We start from the raw sequence: 26843 nt of genomic DNA, 5'->3' as shown, positions 1-26843 counted from the left end.
AAGCCCGTGAACCTTGGCACCGGAAGCGGCACCCAACTCAACAGAACCCACGGCCCGTCGCTGCACGCCAGTAGGATCGTTACAAGTTTTAAGAAGAACCGCTGCCTGCTGATGACTCCATGGAGGTGAGGACCGAAGGTGTCGTCGGCGGGAATTTGTCGCCGGTCGTGCCCCGGATTCAGACCACTATTCTGTGTCGATCCATGAGTGTTTGAGCGGTGGCATCGGTACGGGCACCTGGCGGGGATGTCACGGGAAGACCGGACGCGGTCCCAGCAGGAGAGCCCCGAGTTGAAGGTAGGCCCGGTATGCCTCGGGAGTCAGCCAGGACAGTTCCACGGTGCTGCCCATGGCCAGGTGGCCGTCTCGCGGGACGCTGACGAGGCCGCGGCAGCGGGAACTCAGGGCACGTTTGGCGGCGGAGTCCAGAGCCCACCCCGCGGCGGGACGACTGTGGTTGAGCACCACGACCGCCTCCTGAACCAGGTCAGGGCGGTTGGCGGTCACCAGTCGGTCCATGGTCTGTTGGGCCTGGGTGAGCCCTGCCGGGTCCGCCCGGGAGACGATCACAACGCGGTCGGCGTACTGAAGGACCACAGGCACAGGCGTGTCCGCGTCGACCAGGGTCAGGGGGAAGAACGTCTGCGATGCGAGGGCCACACGGGCGAAGTCCGGGTCGGTGTACTGCGGCCCTGTCACCGGATGGGACAGGGAGTCGTTGGCCAGGACCATGAGACCCGACCGGTGCGGGGACAGAAACAGCCGCAGGTCTTCGAGACTGTGCACGGCGTGGACTGAACCGGCCAGGTCGGACAGCCCTTCCAACGTGTCTCGGAAGAGGCGACGGACCAGGCGAATGTGGCCGCCCGCATGCCGGTCGGCGTCGATGGCCAGCACGGGTTCCTGCCGCTGGTCAGCCAGGACCGCACCGAGTCCCATGGTCGTCGTGGTGCACCCCGCGCCGTCCTTGACCCCCATCACCGCGATGCGCAGTGGCCGTGGCAGGGGCGCGCGTACCGTCCGCGCCCAGGCCTCACCCCTGACCTCGGCGCTCTCTACCTCTTCCGGTTCGGACCGCGTACCGCTCTCGCCCTTGCTCCAGGGCTCCTCTTCGACGTCCACCCAGTCCTGGCCTCCGGACAGACGCATGCCGAGCGCCTCGCTCACCTCCTCGGCGGTCGGCCTGTCCTCTGGCCTGGTAGAGACCGACCGCAGCAACAGCTCCTTGAGCTCGGCGTCGAGGTCCGCGAACTCCCGGCAGCGTTCCAGCGCACCTCGCTCATGACCGTGCCACACGCGGCCGGTTACTGCCTGCAGCAGGATGGCGCCCATGGAGTACACATCGCCGGCCGCGATCCGAGACTCACCCCAGTAGGTGACCTCGGGGGCCCGGTAGGGAGAGTTGGCCGGCACCGACGCCGTGGAGGCGCTCCACGCGCCGTCGATCCGAGCCGAAGTCCAGCTGATGATGTGCAGCGTCGACTCCGTGATCAGGATGACGCCCGGGGTCAGCGAACCATGGACGATGCCCCGTCGATGGCAGCGCGCCACCGCACGTGCCAGATGCCAGCCCAACCAGGTGAACAGCGGCGTACCGGACAGCGGTCCGGCCGATTCCATTACGGCCCGCAGCGTGGGAGCCGGTCGGTTGTCAGCGAGGGTGTCGAGCCGCAGAGCCAGCCAGGGCGTGGGGGCGTCGCCCAGGTCGCTGCCGACGACGAGGGGTGCGTAGACCCCGTCCATCCGAACCAGCGCACGGCGCTCGACCTCCAGCAGCTCCTGGCCGACAGGGGATGCGAATGACGCGGACACCCGCAGCAGCACCTGGCGCCCGTGCTCGTCCTCGCCGATGTAGGCCGTGGGTCTGCCGCCCGAGCCGTCGCGTTGCAGGAGCACGTACGGGCCGAGCTCATGCAGATCCTGCAATCGCAGCGGCAGCCACGCCCTCGACATCTGCAGACCGGTCGGCAGACGTATCGGCTCGTACTCGGCCAATCGCTCGGGTGCGGGGGCCATGGGACGGGCACCCAGGTGCGTCAGGAGCCGGTCTTCGAGCCACGCGAACGGGCGTGTCCCGGGCAGGAGTTCGGCGGTGCCCGCGGGGTGTGCGAGCCACGCCGGGAAGTCGGGCGAGTGACCCACCAGGGTGCGCAGTCGGTCGGTCACGGCACGGGTCGTGCGCAGCAGATCCATCGGGGAGGCCGTGTCGAGCAGGATCTCCTGCGCGTCCTGCGCGAATCCGAACCGCCGGTGCGGCGCCGGCAACCGTTCGTCGGCCCGGTCGATCTGCCGCATCAGACCGCCGAGGAAGACCTCGGCGAGTTGGGCGGTGTCGGCACGCCAGGGCACGGCCGCCTGGACCAGTCGCATGACGGGCACGGTGAGGGGCGACACCGCGGCGAGATGGGCTGCCAGCCGGTACGCCTCCGGCGACGCCGCGTCCCGGAACCGCAGGACGGCGCTGGGCGCATCGGTGCCACGGGTGTCGGCACCACCCCGCGGTGCCCGCGCGTTCGAGGGCCGCAGCAGGGGCAGCTCCACACTCGCGCCCGGCGATGCCACCAGACGCGCCCAGGTCGCGATCGCCGGGGGGTACGGCTCGAGCACGGGAACCGGCACACCCGCGAAGTCCTCGCCGAGCCCGGGCGGCAGCAGCGGGTCGGTCACCTCCCAGGAGTCGTTCGCCGCGCCCCGTCGCCTGCTGGTCACCAGCCACGACTCGGAGCGGATCCCTGAGCCGTCCCACAGATGCGCGGGCAGAGTGTGCATGATCGCGGTCGGTCCCTGACGGGCCCAACGCTCCAGGGCCTTCGTCATCCGCCCGTCGCGCCAGCAACTGCCGACTCCGTCGCTGATGACCAGCACCAGGGTGCGGCCCGACGGGTCGACGACCGCGGCCGGCGACAGCGTCGCGGCGTGCGGGTCGAAGGGCCTGGTCCGCAGCAGCGGCGCCCGCGCCGATCGGGTGTCTACGCCGTGCACACGGATGTCATGGAAGGCTCCCAGCCGTTCCAACAAGGCGCGTAGCTCCGTGGCCAGGCGCCGCCACAGCAGCATCGAGATGCCGTCGTCGATCAGTAGGACCAGGCTCAGCCAGCGCCTGCGCGCGGGCCGGGTCACCATGTCCGGCAGCCCCGTCTCTGCCAGGGCGGCGGCGGTGGCCTCCTCGTCGAACTCGGTCTTGTAGGGATCCGGTTGTGGCTGCTTCAGCGAGCGCAGTGCCCGCCCGAACCGCAGTTCGTCCTCGCCCAACGCCTTCTCCTCGGGCACCCGGACAGGCATCGCGCCTTCCCGTCCGCCCGCACCGCGATCCGGGCCGACGCCGTCCGAGCCGAGTTCGGCGAATTCGGGCGCACTGCGTGTGGCCGCGGCCGCGTGCAGGGCACCGAGCAGCTGGTCGGGAGGAGCCGGCTGGGCCGGAGCGGGTGGTGTGGGAAACGGGGCCCGAGAGGACTCGGCGCCCTCGGGACCGCCGAGTCCTCCGGTGCGGCCCTGCGCCCCCGGCCGCGCACGGCCCGCGGTGGCTCCGCGCAGGGACCGGGCCAGCGGTGCCGCGGAGTCCGCGGGAAGCCGCGACGCCAGCCAGACGGCGTCGAGCAGCTCGTGGATGGACAGCTCGCGCCCGGTCAGCCGCGCGAGAGCGGAGAGCCTCGGCGGCAGCGGTCCGGCACCGCCGTCCGACTCCGCGGGGCGTTCGGCGGTCATCTAGACCGCCCCACCCAGCCGGTGCAGTACGGCGTCGAGCAGGCCGTCGGCGTCCAGGTCGAGGCCGCCCTTGCGCAGGAAGACCGCGTTGAGCAGCTGATCCGTCGCCAGCTCGCCGGGGGCCCGGCGGTTGAGGAAGGCGTGCAGCAGGTCCTCCACACCGTGCAGGGCTTCCTCGCCGAGGTGCGCGGCGACGATGTCACGCAGCCGCTCCTCGTCCGGGTCGGGCAGGTCCAGTCGGACACAGCGGCGCATGAAGGCCGGCGGGAAGTCCCGTTCTCCGTTGCTGGTGATCACTACCGCCGGGAACTCACGGCAGCGGACCAGTCCGCGGCGTACGGTGACCCGTTCGGCGTCCGAGCCGTGGGTGAGGACCGACACCTCCGACTGCGTCTCCGGCAGCCTGGACAGTTCCGGGATCTCGAACTCGCCCTCCTCGAAGACCGTCAGCAGATCGTTGGGCAGGTCGACGTCGCCCTTGTCCAGCTCGTCCACGAGCAGCACCCGGGGCTGATCGCGCGGCACGAGAGCGGTGCCCAGAGGGCCGAGCCTGACGAACGTGCCGATGTCGGGCTCGGCGTCGCCCTGCTCCTTGCGCAGGTGGGTCTCCCGGAGCCGGCCGATGGCGTCGTACCCGTAAAGGGCGTCCTTGAGCACCGAGCGGCTGTTGACGGGCCACTGGAGCACCGGTCCCAGGCTGAGTTCGTGGGCTATGGCGTGTGCCAGGGAGGACTTGCCCGTCCCCGGGTGCCCAGTGACCAGCAGCGGTCGGCGCAGGTGGAGCGCGGCGCTCACGACGTCGGCCTCGGTGCGGCCGATGAGGTACGGGCGCTGTCGGGTGGGTGCGTTCGAGGCGTCGGTGAACTGCCGCCATGGAGGGGCTTCGGGAAAGGTCACCTGCCGGGCCAGGCGGTCGCCGCGAAACAGCCGCCACCCGTCGCTGTGCGTCATGTCTGCTGCTCCGTTCCTTCTGCGGGGTCAGCGAGTTGGAGCTCGTCGGGCAGGGGCAGCTCGGCGTCCTCCCACACCAGGGCCGGCCGTTCGGCTCCCGCACTCCGGGCGTGCGCACCGACCCGGAAGTGGCGCAGCCGTTCGGGGAGTTCGTCCAAGGAGCCGCCGGCCGCCATGTTCTCGAGAAGCTGCCCTGCGGCGCCGTCGGCCTCACGGACGGTGTGTCGCCCGCTGTCCGCCCGGTCCCACAAGACGATCGGGACGCCCATCACCAGGCAAACGGGCAGGAGTTCACCGCGGCGTTCGACGTCCCCCTGGAGATGGACGCGCGCGCTGTCCCGATGGGTTGTCTTCAGCAGCCCGATCAGTCCCGCCCGACCGCCGACGGTATGATCCGCCAGGAGCGGAGGACTCTGGGCGCGTGCTTTCCAGCGGCGTTTGAGGTCGGTGAGGCCGGTTCGCGATCGCATCCGCAGTTTGGGACAGCGCAGAACCAGGTGGAAGTCCTCCCCGAGCGGCGCGGGGATCACCTCGTCGATGCCCGCGCCGTCCCATTCGTCCACCGGGAGCTCCAGCCCGTCCGGGGGTACGGACACGGCGACGAGTGCCACTCCGTCCCCCACACTGTCGGTGCCGCCGGCAACCTCGCGGATCAGCCGGGCGATCTCCACTCCGGTGCGGGGCCGTTCGGTGCCGGTCACCGCGCGTGCGGCCGTGCCGTCCGGGCGCAACCGCCAGATCTGGCAGCGGTAGTGATCGGTGGGGTCCTTGGCGTATCGCTCGAGTTCCACCAGGACCCGGGCCCCCGCCGGAGCGGTGCGTCTCGACCACCGCTCGGCGTCGGCGCGCCGCTCGTGGAGCGCTGAGGGATGAACACCGAGTCGAGTGGCGACCCGCCGGCTCCACTCCTGAAGCGCCTGGCAGGCCATGCCTCCGGTCTCGGCGGCCATGTACTCCACCACCCGCAGCAGCGCGGGCAGCCGTGGCGTCTCTTCGGGCACCGGTGAGCCGTCGCCGTGCCAGGTCTCCAGCTCGCGGAGTACGCCGGGCACCGCGGAAGGCAGGAGGCGTGCCGCTTGGAGGGATGGGGGCAGATCGAGGTAGGGCAGCGCGGCGTTCGCCGCGCGGTGCAGCAGTCCTGGATCGCCCTGGACGAGGTGTTCGGTCTTGCCCAGCAGAACGCGGTGTTCGGCGACAGACAGCAGCCGGGCCGCGTCGGTCAGTCGGCCCAGGGCAAGCAGCCGGTCCAGTTCGGCACGACCGCGCGGGTCGTCCGCCACTTTGGGCGCCAGGGATTCGGCCAGCGTGGGCAGCGCCCGCTCGGCGCCGCTGACCAGCTGCGTCAGTTCTTCCACGGTGGGCGTGGACCGGTTCTCCGGCACCCGTAGGCCCAACTGGGCGGCGAGCACTCCCGCGTGTGCGGCGCGCGTGTCGGGGTCTCCCAGAAGGAGGTGCAACGGGCCGACCATCATGTCGCGCACCGACTCGTCCACGTCGAGAACCGCGGGTCTCGCCCACAAAGCACGCAGGTGCTCGTCGGGCACCCCGCCGACCCGGCGCAACTCCGCCAGCACCGACTGCCAGCCAAGGCCCCAGCTGCGCCGTACGGTGTGCTGGGCTGTGAACGCCTTGTCCGGTGCCGTGATCCGCCCCATGACCAGGCCCACCACGGCGCCGTCCATCCTCGACCACAGCGGTCCGCCGCTGTAGCCCTCGTCGATCGCGGCGCCCGACAGCTGGCCGTCGAGATAGCCGACACCGTCCTCATAGGCGGCGACCCGGACGTCGGCGTACGAGAACGCCTGGCCCCCTCCGTACCAGGCTCTGACCTCCTGGCCGCTGGTCATCTCCACCCAGCGGACGGGCGCGACCGGTGCCGGGGGCTCTTGGTCCAGCTCGAGCACGGCCAGGTCGCCGTCCCACTTCAACGTCTCGGCTGCGGCCGCCCCGTACTGCCGGGAACGCGGCGGAATCCAAGTGACCAGTCGAGCCCGCCACGTGTGACCGCCCGACAGCACCGGGAACGAGACGTCGAGCTCGACGCTTCCCGGATCCTGAGGGTTGAGCGCGCGCAGGCCGAGAGCCGCGTTGACGACGTGCGCGCAGGTCAGCAGTGATCGGCCGGCGAGGTAGACGCCCGCGCCGGCGGTCCGCGCCCGGTCCTTGGCCAGCACCTGGACCAGCGCGCCGCGGGCATCCGCGGCCCGGTCGTCCTTCGCGATCGACAACCAGGTCACGCGCCGGTCCCGCGCTGTAGGTGCCATGTGGCCGAAATCGTCATGCTGGCCTGGCCGTTGGCTCCGACGATGCCGATCTTCAGGTCCTGGCCGATCTGGACGCCGAAGTCGACGGAGAGCTCCTGCGGAGGGTCGGGAATACTCCGTACGGCATCATGGACCTGCTGGAGCACTGGGCCCAGCGGGCTCAGTACCGTCCGTAACGCGTTGGTGGCCAACGTTCCGACACGCGCTCCTTGTCCTGTAGGGGTGACGCCCGCGATGCCCTCCGGCAGATCGGCATCGTCCGGCGAAGACGGCGCGCCGCCTCCAGCTCCCGACAGCTCAAGACGGACGCACGTACCGTCGTCGAGGGCGAACTCCATGTAGTCGTAGTGCGGCACAACAAGCATTGTGCCGATCAAACACCCAGCCAGACAGGGAAGTTGCGGAAAACAGGCCCGCGAGACGAGTGCTCGAGTTGCGTGGAGGCGGACAGCGCGCTTCGTGTACAAGTACTTCAGTGAATCCCTGACGCCTGTCACAACAAGTAAGAGAGGGAAGCCCGTTGGACGGACGGAGACTGCGACAGTGCTGATCAGCAAATGGGCGTGGGCGGTAACTGTCGGAGTCGTCGGAGCGCTGTTCATGTCAGCGTGCACCTACCCTGGGCCCGACCCTGCGGAGTTCGGATACAAGAAGACGGCCGACGGCAGCATTGTCATCGCGTACCCGCTGTGTCCGGGGTACACGGTGTCCGGCGCCGCAATCTATGTGCAGGCTGACGACGGAGAGGACGTCGACTTCAAGACTCTCTGGCAGGCCAACCGGCCGGCCTCGAAGTCTGTGGAAGCCGGAGTGTTCACCCTGGGGGAGCCCGGAAGCTTCCGGACCGAGAAGCGTGGGTTGAAGGGTGACCTGCCCAACGGTTTCTACGTCGAGGTCAGCGAGACCTTTGAGGGAGAGCCGGAGGACGGCAGGGATGGCTGGATCGACTTGAAGCGTCTGACGTCCGCGGATCTCGAGTCCGACGAGTTCATGACGCATGAGGGCGAAGTGCGGACACGGGCCCAGATATCTGACCAACTCGGCTGCAGGAGCGCCAGCTCGACACCGTAGGGGAGGGGCGCTTCAGGAGCGTGGTCGTAGGTGGGTGGTGAACGGCCTTGACCGCGGTGACGGTTGCTGGTTCTGGTTCAGTGCAGTTCGCGGAGCATGCAAGTCGTACAGCGGTGCGTCGTCCCAGGATCCGCCACCTTCTGCCGCGCACTCCGAAGCCGCGGGCGAAACCTGCTGACGGGCCACGGCGTATGACTGGGCGTCGGGGCGGCCGGCCTGATGGCCGGTTTCCGCTCCGTACACACCTTTGCGTCAGCCGTCACAGGGCCGTCGCAGTTGGCGCCGGTGTGGGCCCTGAGACGTTCAGGTGGGGCGGCGGATGGCCTGTACGGCGGTGTCGTAGAGGTCGAACATGTCGGTCTGTCCGCCCAGGCGTACCCATTCCTCGTTGGCTGCCTGCAGGCAGATGATCGCTGCGGCTGCGATCGCGCGGGCTTGCAGGGTGCGGTGGTCGGAGTCGGGCAGTCGCGGCTCGATCAGCGGGGCGAACAGGTCCTGCCAGCGGCCTTGTTTCTCGGCGTGTCCCGCGCGCAGGGAATCGTTGCCGAACAGGAGCGTGATGAACTCCAGGCGCCCCTCGGCTGTTATGTCGATCTCCTCGAGCACCTGGAACGCCGCGCGCAGCGCGGTCCAGGCGTCCTCGTCGGCCGGGCGCTCGGCGAGGCGCGCGGCGATCAGTTCGCCCTGTTCGTCCAGGCCGCTGAGCGCGAGGTCTTCCTTGTTGCGGAAGTAGTTGAACAGGGTCCGCCGGGAGACGCCCGCGGCGGCGGCGACCTCGTCGAGGGTCGTGTTGTCGAAGCCCTTGGCGGCGAACAGCTCGATGGCGGTCCGGGCCAGCAGTGATCGGACCACGGAGCGGGTCTGCTGCCTGATGGGGGCCGGTTTCTGAGTCATGCACCGATGGTACTTCGTCTCACACGATGCATCTACTTGCACTGAGTGCAAAAGCGTGCGTAGAGTGAACGTCAAGGGTGGTCGACTCCGTCCCTGCCGCTCTCCCCAACAGCCAAGGAACGCGATCATGACCATCAGCGACGTCATCGCACAGCCCACCGACGCGGAGCGTTTCCAGCACATCCTCGAGATCCAGCGCGCCGCCCAGCTCCGCGACGGAGCGCCCTCCCTGGAGGTGCGGCGCAGCGATCTGGCCCGGTTCAGGGCGGCGCTCATCGCCCGGCGTGGCGACATCGAGGAGGCGATCAGCGCCGATTTCGGGCATCGCTCGCGACATGAGAGTGCGCTGATGGAGGTCGTGGGGGTCGTGCAGGGCATCGACTACCTGCGGAGCAACCTTCGCCGGTTCATGCGCCCGACCCGCCGCCACATCGAGTTGCTGCTGCGTCTCGGCAGCAATCGCATCGAGTATCAGCCGCTCGGCGTGGTCGGTGTCATCTCGCCGTGGAACTATCCGGTCAACCTGTCGCTGATGCCCGTCGTCACCGCGATCGCCGCCGGCAACCGCGTGATGCTCAAGCCGTCGAAGCTGACCCCGGCGACGAACGCGGTGCTCGCGTCGATGCTCGGCGAACTCTTCTCGCCGGAGCAGGTCACGATGGTCAGCGGCGACGGCGCCGCGTTCTCCTCACTGCCGTTCGACCATCTCGTCTTCACCGGGAGCACCGAGGTCGGACGGGCCGTGATGAAGGCGGCCAGCGACCACCTCGTCCCCGTCACGCTGGAACTCGGCGGCAAGTCCCCGACCATCGTGGCCAAGGGACACGTCCGGGACCAGGTGGTGTCCGACATAGTCTTCGGCAAGCTTCTCAGCGGCGGGCAGACCTGCATTGCGCCCGACTACGCCTTGGTCCACGAATCCGAGATCGACGCCTTCATCGCGGCCTACGACAGACTGGTGAAGACCGCCTACCCCGACGGCCCCACCAGCGACGACTACACCTCGATCATCGACGACAAGCAGTACAAGATCCTCACCGGTCTGATAGAAGACGCCCGCGCTCACGGCGCGCGGATCATCGAGGTCGGACACCGCCCGGGCGACGCGGCCCGCCGTCCGCACACCCTCGCACCGACCGTCGTCCTCGGCGTCACCGACGACATGCGCATCGCCCACGAGGAGATCTTCGGGCCCATCCTGCCGATCTTCGGTTACCGCGACATCGACGACGCCATCAGCTACATCAACGCACGGCCCCGTCCGCTCGCGCTCTACTACTTCGGCGACAACGGCCCCGAGCGGCGCAAGGTGCTCGACCGTACGACCTCCGGCAACGTCACCGTCAACGGCACCATCATGCACGTCGCGCAGGACGACCTCCCCTTCGGCGGCGTCGGCGCCAGCGGGATGGGCAAGTACCACGGCATCGAAGGCTTCCGCACCCTCAGCCACCCCAAGGGCATCTACGTACAGGGACGCTGGAACGCCACCCGCCTGCTGCGCGCCCCCTTCAACAAGCGCACCGAGACTCTCCTCGGCTTCCTCCTCCGATAAGGAGCCGTCCCCGGCACCGGCCGACGCTGAGCACCGTTCTCCACACACAAGTGCGGCCGGCCGTTCGTCGAAATCGATCGGCGGATCCGGCCGCAAGGGTCTCCACCCCGAGCGGCAACGTCGAGCACCAGGCCGCACGGGGCCATCTCAGACGTCAAGACCAACCCCGAGGCGGGCTTTCGGTCCTGCCTTGGCACCAGATGAGCATCGGATGACGGTCGCCGACCGTCGCAAGGATTGAAAGGAGTGGGGGAGAAGGTGTCCGTACGGACACTGCGTCCCTGACCGCCATGAACAAGATCGACTACCGCAGCCAGACCACGCTGATCACTGGGGCGAGTGCCGGACTCGGTGCGGAGTTCGCCCGTCAGTTCGCCGAGCGCGGCTCGGATCTCGTGCTGGTCGCCCGCCGCGCGGACCGGCTCGAGGCTCTGGCCGACGAGCTGTCCGCGAAGTACCAGATCACCGCCACGGTGGTGCCGTTCGACCTCACCGTGCCGGCCGCGGGCGAAGCACTGGCCAAGGAGGTGGCCCGGCGCGGTATCACCGTCACCAGCCTCGTCAACAACGCCGGCTTCGGCACCCACAGCCCGTTCCGCCAGGAGGACCCGGCACGCGTCCAGCAGGAGATCGGGTTGAACGTGGCCAGCCTGGTCGATGTCACCAGGGCGTTCATCGGCCAGCTGACCGGCGTCCTGGTCAACATGGCCAGCTCCCTCGGCTATCAGCCGTGGCCCAACGCCGCCGTCTACGGGGCGACCAAGGCCTTCGTGCTGAGCTTCACCGAGGCGCTGTGGCAGGAATCGCGGGGGACCGGCCTGCGCGTGCTCGCCCTCTCCCCGGGCCCGACCCGCACCGAGTTCTTCGACGCGGCCGGCTCCGATGACATGGCCCGCGGCGTCCGGCTGCAGACCCCGCGCCAGGTGGTCACCACCGCACTGCGCACGCTGGACCGGCGCAACCCGCCGCCCAGCGTCGTCTCCGGCACCTTCAACTGGGTGATGACCCTGACCTCGCGCTTCACCACCCGCCGAGCCAACGTTCTGGCCTTCGGCGCGGTGACCCAGTGGCAGATGCGCTCGCGGCCCGGCCACTGACACCCTCCAGACCGCCGTCAATGCGAGGGCCCCGGCTTCTGCGGCGTCGGCGAACTCTCGCCTTGACCACAGTCGATGCCGACCGGTCGACAAGCGGTGCAAGGGGCCCGTCGACAAGCCGGGCACATCCTCGCTCGGCCAACGCGATGCCGGTCCACCATTGTCAGTGGTCCTCGCTACTGTCACCGCGTCGAGATCAAGGAGGACCGGGTGCTTGAAGGTGTGCTGATCGCGGAGAGTCTGCGGATCGGAACCGAGTTGGGTGGAATCCCACTGCACATCACCAAGATCGCGAGAGTGGAGGTGAACAGCGCGGCAGCCGGGCAGCCACAGCAGTGGACTCTCCTGGACTTCGCTGCCAAGGAGGCCGACGCAGAGCGTCTGGCTGAGCAGCTGGCTGGCTGCCTGGCCCCGACCGGGGGCTGGTATGTCAACTACAACACCACGGCGGAGGCGTTCGTGGTCTTCGCCGACAAGGTCTTCCGCTATCCACGCAAGCAGGCGGAAGGCCGGCGGCAGGCGCAGGACTACGCACGCTCCATCGGAATCCCCGAGCCACAGCTGGACTGGCAGGACTGACCTACCGGTCCCCGCGTCACCAGCGGGGCCCGACTGCTACCCCGCTCACAATCTGACTGACCGCCGGCAGGCGACCCCAGGTCTCGGACCGGTGAGTGACGCCCCAGCCGGCGTGCGGTGACGCAGTGGATCAGCAGGAAGCGGCCCAGCCTCTCGCCCAGTGCGCAGGATCTTGGAGAACGCGCCGGGCCGCGTGACCAGGTGGACGCCGGGATCGGCGTTCTGGGCGAAGGCATGCCGAGGCGTACGTGGCGAAGACGCCGACCGGCCCGGACCCGGCCCGCGGCGCGAGCCGGATCGGGTCGGCGGTGGTCCACGCCCATCTCGTTCGGCGCCGGGTTGTTCTCCAGCGCCGCCGGCGAGTCCTACGCCCGAGCCGCGCGCCACAAGCAAGGGACTGAGCCCCGGTGCACTGGCGAGACGACCCGTCCGATGCCCAATCCGGGGCGCGAAGCCGTCCCCGGATCTGGCATGCTGCCCCCGTGAACAACAAGCTCAGAAAGGACGATGTCGCGTAATCGGCCGTCCCAAGTCCGTGCCTCCGGACGTCACTCGAGGCGGCGGACGCATGATGCACCAACACCCGGGTTGCCGCGTGGTTCCGGCAAGCTGGCCGGAGCGGTCTCCCGACTTGAACATGATCGGCTCTGGCCTGGGGCGATAGCCCAGGCCTTGCAGCAGTGGTCACGAACAGCCCACCGCCCCAGTCGTGTTCTCTCCGGTGGTTGCGGTTGCCCTATGTGCAACCCCTTCTACACAACCGACGAGCGGGAAGTTCTGGAAGCGGCAATGCACGCTCTTCCGCCCCAGGCGGCGCGTGAACTGCGGCGCCTGGTGAAACCGCTCGACGACCTCTACATCGCCAAAACTTGGCCCGACCCTTTCGCCCCGCCCGACGACGGATGGTGGGCAAGACGCTGTTGGGGATAGACCTGCGTCGATCGTTGCCCCAGCACCGTCGCCTGCCCAGCGGGGCGTTGAACGGCAGGCTCACGCTTGCGCCAGGCGGTGGCCTGACTCCGTTTCCCGAAAGCTGTCCTCTCGACGAGCGGACAGCTGCGACAGGAGGCTCGACTGCGCCAGAGGGCAGGTCGGTCCTCTCCAGAAGAGGCCGACTGGACCGCTTCGATGATCACCGCCACAATGGGCGGCGAAATGCCCGCTGCGCGCGGAAGGCGCTGGCCCGCACGCCCTTCTCGATCGACTCGTGGACCCGGCGCGCTGCGGCGGAGCGGGGAGACGCCCGCCGGTCCCGACGCGCGGGCGCAGGGTGCACGGCCCGTAGCCACAGCAATAGTCCAGCGGCGTCGGGCGGGCTCCGCACGCCTGGAGGCGTTTTCTGCTGGTCCGGACGGCCGTCTTGCACAGCCAGGTGCCCGGCCGACGCTCCTGGGGGGCGGCCCGATGACCTCCTGTCTTCTGGGGCGGGTGAGGCTGTGATGTGAGTGGCACCGCACAGCACTGGTGACAGGGGGATGAGGGTCCGGTGGAGCCTTGCGATCGCTGGGGGATTCGCTGGGTGTCCGCCATTGACAACCAGATGTCCGCAACCGACTGACCGATTCGCTGGATGCCGACAGAGGATCGAGAGGTGCCGCGGCGACCGCTTCGCGGCGGACCCCGGCGTTGGCGGCTCTACGGGGGTTGTACTCGATCAGTTAAGGAACCGGCATGGACAAGCGTGCAGCGTCCGAAGGCGCCGCCTCTGCGACGATGCGAGCGGTCGTCGTCTCTGAGCCCGGTGGCCTGGGTGCCCTGCAGGTCACCACAGTGCCGATGCCCGAGCCGCAGCCCGGATGGGTGCGCATCAAGGTGAAGGCGTTCGGTGTCAACGAGTCCGAAGTCACCACGCGCAAGGGCGAGTCGGACCCGGAGGTCACCTACCCGCGGATCCCCGGCATCGAGGGCGTCGGTGTGGTCGATCAGGCCGACGAGGACAGTGCTCTGCGCCCGGGGCAGCAGGTGGCGACCATGATGGGCGGCATGGGCCGGACCTTCGACGGCTCGTACGCCCAGTACGTGACCGTCCCCGCGGGACAGGTGATCCCGTTCGAGTCCGACCTGCCGTGGGAAGTCACCGGCGCGCTGCCGGAGATGTTCCAGACCGCCTACGGCTCCCTCGTCACGGGCCTCGGCCTGCGGGCGGGTCAGACGCTGCTGATCCGCGGCGGCACCTCCACGGTCGGGCTGAGCGCGGCCACGATCGCGAAGGACCTCGGAGCCACCGTGCTGTCCACCACCCGCAGCCCGGAGAGGGCGGGGGAACTGCGGGCCGTGGGCGTCGACCATCCGCTCGTCGACAACGGCACCATCGCCGACCAGGTGCGCGAGCTGATGCCGGAGGGTGTCGACGCCGTACTGGAACTGGTGGGCTGCTCGGTCCTCGCCGACACCTTCCGCACCGTTCGCCGGCACGGCACGGTCTGCTTCACCGGAGCTCTGGCGGGCCAGTGGACGATCCCCGGCTTCACCCCGTTCATGATCCCCAACGGGGTACGGCTGACCAGCTATGCGGGTGAGGCCACCGACCTGCCCGCGCGGGTGTTCCAGCAGCAACTGCAAGCCATCGCCGACGGACGGCTCAAGGCCCCGGTCGCGAAGGTCCACCGCGGCCTGGAGCAGGTCCGCGATGCCCAGGCCGCCATCGAGGCCGGCACGACGCCGGGCAAGCACGTGGTGCTGCTCGACGACTGAGAAAACACACCACTCCGCTGAGAAACACACCACCCCGCGCCGGTCAGGTCAGAGTCGGCCCGGCGCGGCATGCACGAAAGGAAGCGGCATGGGCGTCAACAAGGAAGAAATCAGCACGACCATCATCGAGCTGGAGAAGTCCTTCAACGAGCGGTGGAGCGCCGGCGACAACCGCGGCTACCTCGACGCGTTCGCCGACGAGGTCAGCTACTTCGACCCGATCCTCAAGAACATCTTGGTCGGCCGGGACAAGGTCATCGCATGGATCGATTCCATCTACTCCGACCCGCACATCGTGCGCAGCGAGTACCTCAACCCACTGGTCCACGTCAGCGACAACGGTGACCTCGCTGTCCTGGCCTACAACCTGAACACCTACGTGCTCGACGAGAACGGCGAGGAGGAGCAGCTGCGCGCCTGGAACGCCTCCCACGGCTACAAGCTCATCGACGGTCAGTGGCGGATCGTGCACTCCAACTGGGCGTTCTCCGAGACCGTTACAGAGAAGATCGCTTCCTGACCGGGAGGCCCGTGAAAGGACCAGTCAGTGGGCAAGCCTGCGAAGCAGAGGACGAAAGACTCCGTGTCGACCGCTGCGCCGGACGCGATCACCGTGCACGGGGCCCGCGTGCACAACCTCAAGGACATCGACGTCACGGTGCCGCTGGGCAAGCTCGTCGCGATCGCCGGCGTCTCCGGCTCGGGCAAGTCCTCGCTTGCCCTCGGTGTGCTGTACGCCGAAGGATCGCGCCGCTACCTGGAGGCTCTGTCCACATACACCCGGCGCCGCCTGACCCAGGCGGCGCGGGCGGCCGTCGACAGCGTGGAGCACGTGCCCGCCGCGCTCGCCCTGCGGCAACGGCCGGCCGTTCCCGGGGTGCGCAGCACGTTCGGCACCTCCACCGAACTCCTCAACAGCCTGCGCCTGATCTTCTCCCGTCTCGGCCACCACCAGTGCCCCAACGGGCACCGCCTGGAGCCGACGATGGACGTTGCTCTCGACCTGCCGCTGACGTGCCCGGAGTGCGGGGTGGTGTTCGGGCCGCCGAGCGCGGAGGCGTACGCGTTCAACAGCGAGGGAGCCTGCGCGCGCTGCGCCGGTACCGGGACCGTGCGGGAGGTCGACGAGGGCGCCCTCGTGCCCGATCCCTCACGCACCATCGACCAGGGCGCGGTCGTGCCGTGGTCGATGTTCGGCCTCGCGGCCGTGCCGAAGGTGGCCGCCGAACTCGGCGTACGTACCGACATCCCGTTCGCGAAGCTGACGAAGAAGGAACGGAACATTGTCTTCGAGGGGGAGCCGGTCAAACGCGTCATCCTGTACCCGGCCAAGAACGGCAAGCTCTTCGAGCTGAACGCCACCTACCGCAACGCCCGCCAGGCGGTCGAGGAGGCCCTGAAGAAGGCCACCACCAAGAAGGGGCTCGACCGTGTCGACAGGTTCCTGTCCGTCCAGACCTGCCCGGACTGCCGCGGCACCCGCCTGAACGAGCAGGCCCGCTCGAGCATCGTCGACGGCATCAACCTCGCCGGCGCCACCGCCAAAACCCTCGACGACGTCACCGCCTGGGTACGCACAATCCCCGCCATGGTGCCGAAGCCGATGGCCCCCATGGCGCACGCCGTCGTCGACCAGATGGTGGAGACCGCCCAGCGGCTCATCGAACTCGGTCTCGGCTACCTGACCCTCGACCGCGCCTCAGCCACCCTGTCCACAGGCGAACGCCAACGCGTGGCACTGTCCCGCGCGGTGCGCAACCGCACCACAGGCGTCCTGTACGTCCTGGACGAGCCCTCGATCGGCCTGCACCCCGCCAACGTCGAGGGGCTGCTCGGTGTCATCCGCAGCCTGCTCGCCGACGGCAACTCGGTGGTCGTGGTCGACCACGACACCCAGGTCCTGCGCCAGGCCGACTGGTTCATCGAGATCGGGCCCGGCTCCGGACGCGACGGCGGCACCGTCATCGCCGAGGGCACCCTGGACGGCATCGGCGGTGACAAGAACTCCCGCATCGGCGGCTTCCTCACCGGCCGCGAGGACATCCTCGTGCGCGCCCGCCCCGACGCGGACGACGTTTTCAAGACGGGCCGCATCCAGATGAGGACGGCCCCGCTGCACACCGTGCACGCCCTGGACCTCGACATCCCTCGCGGACGGCTCACCGCCGTCAGCGGCGCCTCCGGCTCGGGCAAGACCACCCTCGTACTGGAAAGCCTCGTCCCGGCCCTGAAGGCCCACGCGGCACGCGCTGAACTTCCCGCCCACGTACGTAAGTTGATTGCCGACGGCATCACCCGCGTCAACGTCGTCGATGCCTCCCCGATCGGTGTCAACGTCCGCTCCACCGTGGCCACTTACAGCGGTGTGCTTGACGATCTGCGCCGTGCGTACGCCGCCACACCGGCAGCCAGGGACCGTGGCCTGAAGGCGGGCGACTTCTCGTACAACACCGGCAGCCTGCGCTGCCCCACCTGCGAGGGAACCGGCCAGATCGAACTAGACGTCCAGTTCCTGCCCGACGTGGACATCGTCTGCCCCGACTGCGAGGGGCGCCGCTATGCCCCCGAGGCCGACGCGATCCGCCGTACCCCGCACGGGACTGACGGCGACCCCGGACCGACCCTGCCGGAGCTGCTCGCCTGCACCGTCTCCCAGGCCGTCGAGCACGCCGGCGATCTGAAGAAGGTCCGCTCCCGCCTGGAGACCCTGCAGGACCTCGGGCTCGGATATCTCACGCTCGGCGAAGCCACCCCGGCCCTGTCGGGCGGTGAGGCCCAGCGGCTCAAGCTCGCCTCCGAACTCGACCGCGACCAGCACGACGCCCTGTTCGTCCTGGACGAACCCAGCGTCGGCCTGCACCCCCTCGATGTGCGTGTCCTGCTGACCGTCCTGGAACGTCTGGTCGGCAACGGCGCCACTGTCGTCTTCATCGAGCACGACCTCGACATGATCGCCAACGCCGACCACGTCGTCGACCTCGGGCCCGGCGGCGGCGTCGATGGCGGGCGCATCGTCGCCACCGGCACCCCGGAACAGGTCGCCCACAGCGCGGAGAGTGTGACCGGCCGGTACCTGCGCGATGTGGTCAACAGGCCCCCGGCCCGCCGGAGTCGTCCGTGACCGGACGGTCCGTCACCTCGCGGGCCGCGTAGGCGGCGGGGGCGAGGCCGGTGTGGCGGCGGAAGAAGCGGCCGAAGTTGGAGGTGTCGCCGAAGCCGAGATGCGCGGCCACCGCGCGGGCGCTCCAGCCGGCGTTGCCAAGGAGCCGACGCGCTTCGAGGAGGCGTCGTTCGTCGATGAGGTCGCGTACTCCCTTGCCGGTCGCCTGCCGGGCCGCGCGACTGAGGGTGCGTACCGAACAGCCCAGGAGTTGGGCGTACTCCGAGGCCCGATGCTTCTCGCGGAAGTGAAGTTCCAGGAGGTCCAGGAAACGCCTGTGTGTGTTTGGGGCGGCGGGAGGAGTGGCCTGGGGGACGCCCGGCGAGTACGCGAGGCGCAGGAGCAGGGATTCGAGCAGGCTGCGCCGTAGCGCGTGGTGGGCGCCCAGCGGGCGGCGGCCCAACGCGCGGTGCTCGTCCAGGAGTTGGAGCGCGGTCTGCTGTAGCCATGCTGCGTCGTCGGGGTGCGGGGTGAGCACGGGCGGGGCGTCGTGCGCGGTGAGCGGGGCCAGGAGGCGGGCGATGTCGGGCCGCAGCACCTCCGGTTCGAACAGGATGAACGGGCCGCGCGCGTCGCCGGGCGGGTGCCAGCACTGCGTGTGCCCGGGGCGTACCCACAGCCACTGGCCGGGGGCCGCGGTCCGCGTGACGTGGTCGACGTCGTGCGACAACTCGCCCTCGGTGACCGCGATGAGGTAGTGGAACGTGGCCCGGCCCGGGACCGGCGGGTTCCACGGCCAGTCGTCGTGCTGGGCGAAGAAGGTTTCGACGGTGGTCACCTCGAGGCCGAAGGGCGTACCGACCGGGGGCTGGAAGCCGTACAGGGGCACGCGGTCCTCTTCGGGCTGTCGCCTGTTGACCATCATGTGTCCGCAGCCTACCGCCCGTTTTGCCAGATTCCGGGCGACGATGGGAAACCGCGCCGCACACACACGCACCACCCGCCCCGCCAGGGTCCCCGCCCGGCGTTACCACCGTGACTGGCTTCGTCGCCGTGAGGCCCGCCGTACACCGAGCGGACGACATTCCCGGGAGCCCGCAGCCGACGCCCGGCACGCAACCCTGTGACCTCGCCCCACGACCCGGAAGACCGATGGAACCGACCGAACCGACCCTGCCGCTGTTCGACGACGAGCCGCCCCGCCCACTGGCCGACCGCCTACGCCCCCACCGCCTCGCGGACGTCGTCGGACAGGACCACCTCTTGGCCCCGGACGCCCCACTGGGCCGCTTGCTCGCACAGCGCCGCCTCAGCTCCGCAATCCTGTGGGGGCCACCTGGCGTCGGCAAGACGACCATCGCCCGGCTCCTCGCCGACGCCGCGGACCTCGCCTTCGCACCGGTGTCGGCCACCTTCTCCGGCGTGGCCGAACTGCGCAAGGTATTCGCCGCCGCCCGCAGTCGACGCACCGTCGGGCAGGGCACGCTGCTGTTCGTCGACGAGATCCACCGCTTCAACCGGGCCCAGCAGGACAGCTTCCTGCCCTACGTCGAGGACGGCACGATCACCCTGATCGGCGCCACCACCGAGAACCCGAGCTTCGAACTCAACGGTGCCCTGCTCTCGCGCACCCAGGTCCTCATCCTCAAACGCCTCGACGAGAGAGCCCTGTCCACCCTGCTCGACCGCGCCGAAAACCTCATCGGCCACCCACTGCCCCTGGGCGACGACGCCCGCAACGCCCTGATCGCCATGGCTGACGGCGACGGCCGCTATCTCCTCAACATGGCCGAACAGCTCCAGGCCCTCCCCACCCCCGAAACCCCCCTGAACACCACCGCGCTCGCCCACCACATCCAGCAGCGCGCCCCGTTGTACGACAAGGCACAGGAAGGCCACTACAACCTGATCTCCGCGCTCCACAAGTCGATGCGCGGCTCCGACCCGGACGCGGCCCTGTACTGGCTGGCCCGCATGCTCGACGGCGGCGAGGATCCGTTGTTCATTGCCCGCCGCTTGACCCGGTTTGCCAACGAGGACATCGGCATGGCCGACCCGCACGCCGTCCAGCAGACGCTTGCCGCCTGGGACGTGTACGAGCGACTCGGCTCCCCCGAGGGCGAGTTGGCGATCGCCCAAGCGGTCGTCTACCTCGCCACCGCCCCCAAATCCATCGCCGTCCACCGCGGCTTCAACGCCGCCCACCGCTCCGCCCGACGCACCGGCTCGCTCATGCCGCCCGCCCACATCCTCAACGCGCCGACAAGGCTGATGAAGGACCTCGACTACGGCAAGGGCTATCAGTACGACCCCGACACCGCTGACGGCTTCTCCGGCGCCGACCACTTCCCCGAGACCATGAGCCGCGAGACGTACTACGAACCCACCCGCAACGGCTACGAAGCGCAGATCGCCGAGCGTCTACGCCAGTGGGCCGCTCTGCGGGCTCGTAGGCAGAGGTGAGGGACAAGGGCGGCCGGCGCTGTTCGGGGAAGGATCGGACAAGGCGGTCGCCGGTCCGGGGTGTCTCAGCGCGCTCGGGGGAAAAGCTGTTCGGCAGCGGTCACCGCCGCGGCGCGGCGGTCGGCGAGGGTGGGGTCCACGGCGTGTCCGTCTTCGCCCGCAGCCCGGTGAACGGGGGTATCCAGGAGGGTTCGTTGCCGTGATCACTCCAGCCACAGATGGCTCTTCTCGGGGCGGACCATGCGTGACCGCCCACATGGCCAGCGCGGATTGCCCCGTCGACGTGACGCTCACGTCGTATCGCGCTGTGCTGCTGACGGAGGGGGTGGTTGCTCGTCGCGGCTTTCCGAGGTGAAGGCGTCGCGGCGGGCGAGGGTCACCGACAGCGGCAGGCCCAGCCGCTCGGCTGCGCGGCGCCGGACACGCACCTGAGCTCGGGTCCGGGGCCGGAAGGAGGGCAGTCGCGAGCAGCCGCAGCCAGGGCGGTGATCGTAGGTCAGGCCCTCCGCAAGCACCGTTGCAACGACGGACCATGCCTTCGTGTCGCGTCGCCGGGGCGCGGCGAAGTCGTAACCGGCGAAGACGAGTTGCTCACGACAGCCAGGACAGATGCGCTTCCGGATCGGCCACGTGCTGCCTTTGAAGGAAAGCCGACACGCGACGCACACGTAGTGCCGGAAGGCGCCGTTGAACGCGTGGTAGCACATGGCTCGACAGGGTACGCATCGTCCATGGGCGGCCCAACCGGATTCCTGGTGCCGGACCTGGCCAGTCGGCCGCCCGGTCAGTGTCGCTGGACCACACGAAAGGTGTGGACGAGCGAATTCCGCGACAGCCCCCTTTGCACACCACCATGCTCCCTACGTGGAGCCGACGTGGCCGACCGGTGCTCTGGATGTCAGGGCGGGGGGCATAGCCATGGCCCGGCACCCGGCTCAGGTTCCGGGGAGGATGCGGCGTGTTTCGTAGGCCCACATTGCGATCTCGACCCGGTTGCGGGCGCCGAGTTTGGCCATGAGGCTGGCCAGATGTGTCTTCACCGTGCTGAGGCTGATGTGTAGTGCGTCGGCGATCTCGGTGTTGGTCAGTCCGCGAGCGACGGCGATGAGTACCTGCTCCTCGCGGGCGGTGACGGGTGAGACAGGCTGGGCTACGGGCCGGCCGGCGGGTAGGTCCGCGAACGTCTGGAGCAGACGGACGGTGACGCTGGGCGCGATGAGTGCCTCACCGTCGGACGCCGATCGCACGGCTTGGGCGAGAAGGTCTGGTCCGGTGTCCTTGAGGAGGAAGCCGCGGGCGCCGGCACGCAGTGAGCCGTAGACATACTCGTCGAGGTCGAACGTGGTGATGACGACCACGGCCAGCGGGTCGGCGACGCCCGGGCCGGCGAGCAGCCGGGTGGCCTCCAGCCCGTCGAGTTCGGGCATGCGGATGTCGAACAGGCAGACATCGGGGCGAAGTTCGCGGGCCAGACGTACCGCTTCCCGCCCGTCGGCGGCCTCGCCGACCACCTCGATGCCGGGCTGGGCGTTGAGTATGATCCGCAACCCGGTGCGGATGATGGTCTGGTCGTCAGCGACGAGGACGCGAATGGACACCGCTCTCGCTCCTCGCTCTCGGCAGCTCGGCTTCGACGTGCCAGCCCCGGTCGGTACCCGGGCCGGCTCGTAGTGTGCCGCCGAGCAGGGTCGCGCGCTCGCGTAGTCCGGTAAGTCCGTATCCGTCGCGACCCCGGCCGGTGCGGCGGCCGTTGTCGCGCACGCTCACCCGTACCGTGTGCCGTTCCGCGGCGACCCGGACGACGAGCTCGGTCGCGTCGGCCGCGTGGCGCAGCGAGTTGGTCACCGACTCCTGCACGATCCGGTAGACGGCCGCGTCCACGGCCGGGGGCAGCGCGTCCAGTTCGCCGTCGAGCCCCAGGTCGACCTTGAGGCGACCACCTGGGGTGCGCACCAGGCGCTCCAGATCCGCGACTCCGGCGGGAGGTGCCAGCTCGGCGCCGACGCCGCGGTCGCGCAGCGCGGCGACCATGGCGCGCATTTCCTCCAGCGTGCGCGCCCCTTCCTCCTCGACCCCCTCCAGCGCCTCGACGGCGGCGGACGGGTCGGCGCCCGCGAGTACCCGGCCCGCCTGAGCGATGATCACCATGGCCGATACATGGTGGGCCACTGTGTCGTGCAGTTCCCGGGCGAGTTGCTCGCGCTCGCGGGAGCGCAACTGGTCCAACTGCCGCTCCTGAGCGGTCACCCGGAACCGTACGGCGGCACCGAGCACGCCGGGCAGCAGCAGGAAGACCAAGCCCACGACCTTTTCGACGACCGGGGTGTCGTCCATGAGGACACACAGCGTGCCGGCCGCGAGGCTCACCGAGCCGCCCAGCACGATCTCGCGTCCCGATCCCCACCGGGGCAGCGCGTACACCAGCACGAGCACGATCACGCCGGTGTACAGGCCGACGGACTCGCGCTGTGCGGCGACGAGCGAGGCCACCTGAAGCAGGGTCACCGAGCCGAACGCCAGCGTCACCACCGCCAGCGGGCGGGTCCGGCGCCACAGGGGCAGCAGGCACAGCCATACGGCGAACACCACCGCCACCGGTCGCCACACGACGTGCTCGCGCAGAGTGGCCTCCAGCGCCACACCGGCAAGGCCCGCGGCGAGCAGTGCCCAGTCCCGCCACACCCGGGCGGGCGCGTCGGGCGGCCGGGGTTCGGTCCACAGGGTTCGCAGGTCGTCTCGGAGCACGGTTCTCAGCCTAGGGACTACGGCGTGGCGCGCATCGGCCGAAAGGACGGGTCGTCTCTCCGCCTCGGGGCCGACGGATCCGCGGCCCGCGGGCCGATGCCGCGAAGCGCCGTGGCGGCGAGCCTCGGCATCGGTGGCCGTACAAGGACGGCCGGCGAGGTGGTTGGAGGACCCGATGCTCTCGAAAGTCCTGTTGCGGCTGGGCGTAAGCGCCGCCCGCCATCCCTGGCGGGTGATCGCAGCATGGGTGATCGCCGCCACGCTCGCCGTCCTTGCCGCCGTCGCCTTGGGCGGGCGTACGGCGGACTCGATGACCGCTCCGGGACTGGACTCCGGGCGGGCCGCGGAGCTGATCGAGCGGGCAGGCACCGGGCAGGAGGGGATGACCGCCCAAGTGGTCGTCACCCCCCTCGACGACGGTGCGACGTTCTTCGACGACGACGGCGCGCGCACCGCTCTCACGCGGCTGCGGGCCGAGGTGAAGCGGCTGCCGCACGTGCTCGCCGCGAGCGACCCGGCGGGGGCACTGGACACGGGCAGGGACACCGCCGTGCGCGGCGGCCTCGTTTCGGCCGACGGGCGGATCGCGGTCGTCCGGGTGCAGTACCCCGACCAGAGCCGGCTGTCGGCCGAAGACCTTGACGCCCTCGTCGATCTCGGCGACCGGCTGCGCGCCGAACTGCCGCTGCGCATCGAAATGGGCGGGAGCCTCTTTTACGCCTTCTCCGACCCCAACGGCGGCGTGAGCGAGCTGATCGGCCTCCTCGCCGCGGCCGCGATCCTGTTCCTGGCGTTCGGTTCGCTCGTCGCCGCCGCGCTGCCGATCGGCATGGCGGTCTTCGGGCTGACCGTCGGGGTCGCCACGATGACGGTGCTGGCGGGGGTGACAGAGGTCCCCACCTTCGCACCGGTCCTGGGCAGCATGGTCGGGCTCGGAGTGGGCATCGACTACGCGCTGTTCGTGCTCGCCAGGCACCGCGAGTACCTCGCGTGCGGGCTCGACCCACAGGCGGCGGCCGGACGAGCGGTGGCAACGGCGGGGCGGCCGGTGGTCTTCGCCGGCGGCACCGTCGTCGTATCGATCCTCGGCCTGGCGGTCGCGAACGTGCCGTTCATGACGGTGGGCGGGATTGCCGTCTCGATCGTCGTCCTGACGATGGTGCTCGCGTCGGTGACGCTGCTGCCGGCCTTCCTCGGCGCGGCGGGCCCGCGGCTGGGCCGGGCCGGCCGGATCGGTCGGGCTCTGCAGACCCGGATGGCGGGCCGACGCGCACGGCGGCGGGACCCGGCGGCGGGCTCCGCTCCCGCCACCGGTTGGCGGCCTTGGATCGGGCATGTCAGTCGGCACCCGGTGCTGTACGCGGTCGGCGCGGCGGGGCTGCTACTGACCGCGACGCTCCCCGTGTTCGGCCTGCGCGTCGGCCTGCCCGACGACGGCTCACTGCCGCAGAACCGTACCGAGCGGCGCGCCTACGACCTCGTCGCCGAGGGGTTCCGCCCGGGCACCAACGGTCCCCTCGTCATCGCCGCGGACCCCACCGGTGAACCGGGCGTGCTGGACCGACTCGTCGGGGCGGTCTCGGCGGATCCGGGCATCGCATCCGTGGCGCCGACGCACATCGATCGGGCCACCGGCATCGCGACCGTCGTGGTGTTCCCGACCAGCAGCCCTCAGGACAAGGCCACGGCCGACACCATCGCCCGGCTGCGCACCGACGTGCTGCCCACGGCGATCGGGCACGGCCCGGCCAGGGCCCACGTCGGCGGCGCCGCCGCGAGCCTGTCCGATGTGGGCCAACGCACCAGCCAACGCCTGCCGTTGTTCGTCGCCGCCGTGCTGGCGATGTCGTTCCTGCTGCTGATGCTGGTCTTCCGCTCGGTACTCGTACCGCTCAAGGCGGTACTGCTGAATCTGCTGAGTATCGGCGCGGCCTACGGCATCATGGTCGCGGTCTTCCAGTGGGGCTGGGGAGGCGCACTCATCGGGCTGGAAGCGACGGTTCCGATCGTGTCGTTCATCCCGATGTTCCTCTTCGCCATCCTGTTCGGCCTGTCGATGGACTACGAGGTGTTCCTCCTCTCCCGCGTACGCGAGGAGTACCTGCGCACCGGCGACAACGGCACGGCGATCGTCGAGGGCGTCTCGCGCACCGCCCGGATCATCACCTCGGCCGCCCTCATCATGGTGGCGGTCTTCCTGTCCTTCGCCGTCGCCGACGACCCCTCCACCAAGATGTTCGGGCTCGGCCTGGCCACCGCGATCTTCATCGACGCCACGGTCGTACGCATGGTGCTGGTGCCGGCGACCATGACACTCCTGGGCAAGACCAACTGGTGGCTGCCGAAGTGGCTGGACCGGATGCTTCCCCGCGGCCCGGTCCATACCGACGACGCCGACGCGGAGTTCACGAGCGAGGCCCCGCGTCCAGGGCTGGTTGGCCGTTGAGTCAGGCGAATGGTGCGCTGTTCGTATGGTGACCGCGCTGGGAGCGGCAACTGACCGGGGGTGGGAAGAGGTTGAGCTGGCGGCCCGGATGTGAGCTGGCAGTTGGCGGGTGCGGAACGTTCCTGCACAGTGGCCTGCGCCAGAAGACGGGTTGGTCGCGTGCGAGGTCCAGGGGCGCGAGGTGCTGGCGCAAGGGTGCTGATCCTGTCCAGGCGGGGTTGTGGCCACCGTCCGTGGCGGGCCAGGGGGGGCGGTCCCCGCGCGGAGCATCGACGATGCCAGCCCGTGCCCGAGAGCGATGCCCACCCACCTGAGCTGCCGCCCCTCGGACTGGTACCCCCTCCGGGGTCAGGTTCCGCGCCAGTTCGGGGTGGCTTCGCCGGTGTGTGCGCGGGCCATGAGGCCGATCATGGCGAGATGGATCGTGGTTTCGGAGCGTTGCGGCTGGCGTTCGTAGTCGCGGACGAGGCGTCGGTGGTGCATGGCCCAGCCGAGGCTGCGCTCGATCGTCCACCGTCTCGGGGTGATCGTGAACCCCCGGGTGCCGGGCGGGCGGTGTACGGGGTGGACATCAAGGCTGAGACGGGCGCCGTTGTCGATGGCGGTGGTGTGGTAGCCGCCTCCTCGCCACCGGCGAGGCATACGGCCGGCCCGCTCGCCAGAAAAAGGGCACCGAGCCCAGGCGAACCGAAACAGAGCTACCAGGATCAGACGACTAGGGGCGAGTAGCTGCAGCAGCGATGCCGGACTCCCGAAGGGCGCGGGCCAGACGCTCCATTTCGGGAAGCGTTCCTTCGTGATCACCGTCCAACACCCGGCGCAGCACAGTCTTGGCGTTCATCAGATCAATGCCGAGCTCAGCCCGAAGCACGCGCATGATGGCGACGCTCCTGGCCGGCGGGCGGCTCACCTGCAACGTCGGGGTCCATGCTCGGAGAGCATCTGATCCCGCTGTTCAGCAGGCATGTCGCTGCCGCACGCGGCTGCCGAGAATCCACATGCGGAACAAGATGACTCAACGTCCCAACGCAAGCGGCCGTCCACCAGGGCCTGGACTCCCCAGCACTCCAGCTCCGCACCGCAGTCCTGGCACACAGCGGAGTATCTGACGGATTCGAAAACCACTTGCTCCATCACCACCCCCAACGGAGACGAGGTTACTGACTTCTGCGTTTCGGGGTCTGGATTTATGTCGGGACCGGTGACACGGTCCGCCAGGGTTGCTACGCCGGAGGCATGCGGTATCCGGACGGCGGCGGGCTGACCGCCGAGCAGCGCA

At 69.6% G+C, this 26843-nt stretch carries 19 protein-coding genes; 9 read left to right on the top strand and 10 right to left on the bottom strand.

Annotated features, from left to right (window positions below; genetic code table 11):
• Positions 1 to 249 precede the first annotated feature (249 nt).
• The 4 genes from ABKA17_RS46750 to ABKA17_RS46735 are packed head-to-tail and all read right to left on the bottom strand — an operon-like array spanning position 250 to position 7285.
• Positions 250 to 3705: an SAV_2336 N-terminal domain-related protein gene (locus ABKA17_RS46750; RefSeq protein ID WP_353698574.1), complete on the bottom strand. Its 3456-nt coding sequence runs from the start codon at positions 3703 to 3705 to the stop codon at positions 250 to 252.
• Positions 3706 to 4656 (bottom strand): AAA family ATPase, encoded by a 951-nt coding sequence (locus ABKA17_RS46745; protein ID WP_353698573.1) that lies wholly within the window; start codon positions 4654 to 4656, stop codon positions 3706 to 3708.
• Complete coding sequence (locus ABKA17_RS46740; RefSeq protein WP_353698572.1) at positions 4653 to 6893, bottom strand: VMAP-C domain-containing protein; 2241 nt, start codon at positions 6891 to 6893, stop codon at positions 4653 to 4655. The genes ABKA17_RS46745 and ABKA17_RS46740 overlap by 4 nt, the downstream gene beginning before the upstream one ends.
• Positions 6890 to 7285 carry a CU044_2847 family protein gene (locus ABKA17_RS46735; RefSeq protein ID WP_353698571.1) on the bottom strand — a complete coding sequence of 132 codons (396 nt, stop codon included), beginning with the start codon at positions 7283 to 7285 and terminating at the stop codon, positions 6890 to 6892. Before ABKA17_RS46735 ends, ABKA17_RS46740 begins: the two co-directional genes overlap by 4 nt.
• 94 nt (positions 7286 to 7379) lie before the next feature.
• Between ABKA17_RS46735 and ABKA17_RS46730 the strand changes: the two genes are divergently transcribed.
• Positions 7380 to 7991 carry a hypothetical protein gene (locus ABKA17_RS46730; protein ID WP_353698570.1) on the top strand — a complete coding sequence of 204 codons (612 nt, stop codon included), beginning with the start codon at positions 7380 to 7382 and terminating at the stop codon, positions 7989 to 7991.
• A gap of 303 nt (positions 7992 to 8294) precedes the next feature.
• On the opposite strand, the gene ABKA17_RS46725 is transcribed toward ABKA17_RS46730, so the two are convergent.
• Positions 8295 to 8885 (bottom strand): TetR/AcrR family transcriptional regulator, encoded by a 591-nt coding sequence (locus ABKA17_RS46725; RefSeq protein WP_353698569.1) that lies wholly within the window; start codon positions 8883 to 8885, stop codon positions 8295 to 8297.
• 127 nt (positions 8886 to 9012) lie between these two features.
• Here ABKA17_RS46725 and ABKA17_RS46720 point away from each other — a divergent pair, with 127 nt between their 5' ends.
• From ABKA17_RS46720 to ABKA17_RS46695, 6 genes are all read left to right on the top strand, one after another.
• Positions 9013 to 10440, top strand: coding sequence for a coniferyl aldehyde dehydrogenase (locus ABKA17_RS46720; protein ID WP_353698568.1), 1428 nt, complete (start codon positions 9013 to 9015; stop codon positions 10438 to 10440).
• A gap of 290 nt (positions 10441 to 10730) precedes the next feature.
• The gene (locus tag ABKA17_RS46715) at positions 10731 to 11537 is read left to right on the top strand and encodes an SDR family NAD(P)-dependent oxidoreductase (protein WP_353698567.1); all 807 of its coding nucleotides are present in this window, start codon (positions 10731 to 10733) and stop codon (positions 11535 to 11537) included.
• Between the two features lie 210 nt (positions 11538 to 11747).
• Positions 11748 to 12116 carry a hypothetical protein gene (locus ABKA17_RS46710; RefSeq protein WP_353698566.1) on the top strand — a complete coding sequence of 123 codons (369 nt, stop codon included), beginning with the start codon at positions 11748 to 11750 and terminating at the stop codon, positions 12114 to 12116.
• Between the two features lie 1713 nt (positions 12117 to 13829).
• A complete protein-coding gene (locus ABKA17_RS46705; protein ID WP_353698628.1) occupies positions 13830 to 14810 on the top strand; it encodes an alcohol dehydrogenase catalytic domain-containing protein in 981 nt (326 codons plus the stop codon).
• Positions 14811 to 14898: 88 nt separating this feature from the next.
• Entirely contained in the window at positions 14899 to 15330 is a 432-nt protein-coding gene (locus ABKA17_RS46700) for a YybH family protein (protein WP_353698565.1), read from the top strand.
• Positions 15331 to 15393: 63 nt separating this feature from the next.
• Positions 15394 to 17931, top strand: a complete 2538-nt coding sequence (locus ABKA17_RS46695) for an excinuclease ABC subunit UvrA (RefSeq protein WP_353698564.1) — start codon at positions 15394 to 15396, stop codon at positions 17929 to 17931.
• Here the strand turns inward: ABKA17_RS46695 and ABKA17_RS46690 are convergent.
• The gene (locus ABKA17_RS46690) at positions 17897 to 18835 is read right to left on the bottom strand and encodes an AraC family transcriptional regulator (protein WP_353698563.1); all 939 of its coding nucleotides are present in this window, start codon (positions 18833 to 18835) and stop codon (positions 17897 to 17899) included. The genes ABKA17_RS46695 and ABKA17_RS46690 overlap by 35 nt on opposite strands.
• Positions 18836 to 19062: 227 nt before the next feature.
• On the opposite strand from ABKA17_RS46690, the gene ABKA17_RS46685 reads away from it, so the two are divergent.
• Positions 19063 to 20373, top strand: a complete 1311-nt coding sequence (locus tag ABKA17_RS46685) for a replication-associated recombination protein A (RefSeq protein WP_353698562.1) — start codon at positions 19063 to 19065, stop codon at positions 20371 to 20373.
• A gap of 290 nt (positions 20374 to 20663) precedes the next feature.
• Here ABKA17_RS46685 and ABKA17_RS46680 read toward each other — a convergent pair whose 3' ends face one another.
• The 3 genes from ABKA17_RS46680 to ABKA17_RS46670 form a co-directional block, all read right to left on the bottom strand.
• The gene (locus ABKA17_RS46680; RefSeq protein ID WP_353698561.1) at positions 20664 to 21080 is read right to left on the bottom strand and encodes a hypothetical protein; all 417 of its coding nucleotides are present in this window, start codon (positions 21078 to 21080) and stop codon (positions 20664 to 20666) included.
• Between the two features lie 228 nt (positions 21081 to 21308).
• Positions 21309 to 21971 (bottom strand): response regulator, encoded by a 663-nt coding sequence (locus tag ABKA17_RS46675; RefSeq protein WP_353698560.1) that lies wholly within the window; start codon positions 21969 to 21971, stop codon positions 21309 to 21311.
• A complete protein-coding gene (locus ABKA17_RS46670) occupies positions 21946 to 23118 on the bottom strand; it encodes a sensor histidine kinase (protein ID WP_353698559.1) in 1173 nt (390 codons plus the stop codon). The genes ABKA17_RS46675 and ABKA17_RS46670 overlap by 26 nt, the downstream gene beginning before the upstream one ends.
• A gap of 175 nt (positions 23119 to 23293) precedes the next feature.
• On the opposite strand from ABKA17_RS46670, the gene ABKA17_RS46665 reads away from it, so the two are divergent.
• Complete coding sequence (locus ABKA17_RS46665) at positions 23294 to 25564, top strand: MMPL family transporter (RefSeq protein ID WP_353698558.1); 2271 nt, start codon at positions 23294 to 23296, stop codon at positions 25562 to 25564.
• A 348-nt stretch (positions 25565 to 25912) separates the two neighbouring features.
• Here ABKA17_RS46665 and ABKA17_RS46660 read toward each other — a convergent pair whose 3' ends face one another.
• Entirely contained in the window at positions 25913 to 26206 is a 294-nt protein-coding gene (locus ABKA17_RS46660; protein ID WP_353698557.1) for a transposase, read from the bottom strand.
• Positions 26207 to 26843: the final 637 nt, after the last annotated feature.

Source organism: Streptomyces sp. RG80, from assembly GCF_040446465.1.
Taxonomy (GTDB): domain Bacteria; phylum Actinomycetota; class Actinomycetes; order Streptomycetales; family Streptomycetaceae; genus Streptomyces.
The sequence above is the reverse complement of the archived record's forward strand: the minus strand, read 5'-3'. Positions and strand labels throughout refer to the sequence as shown.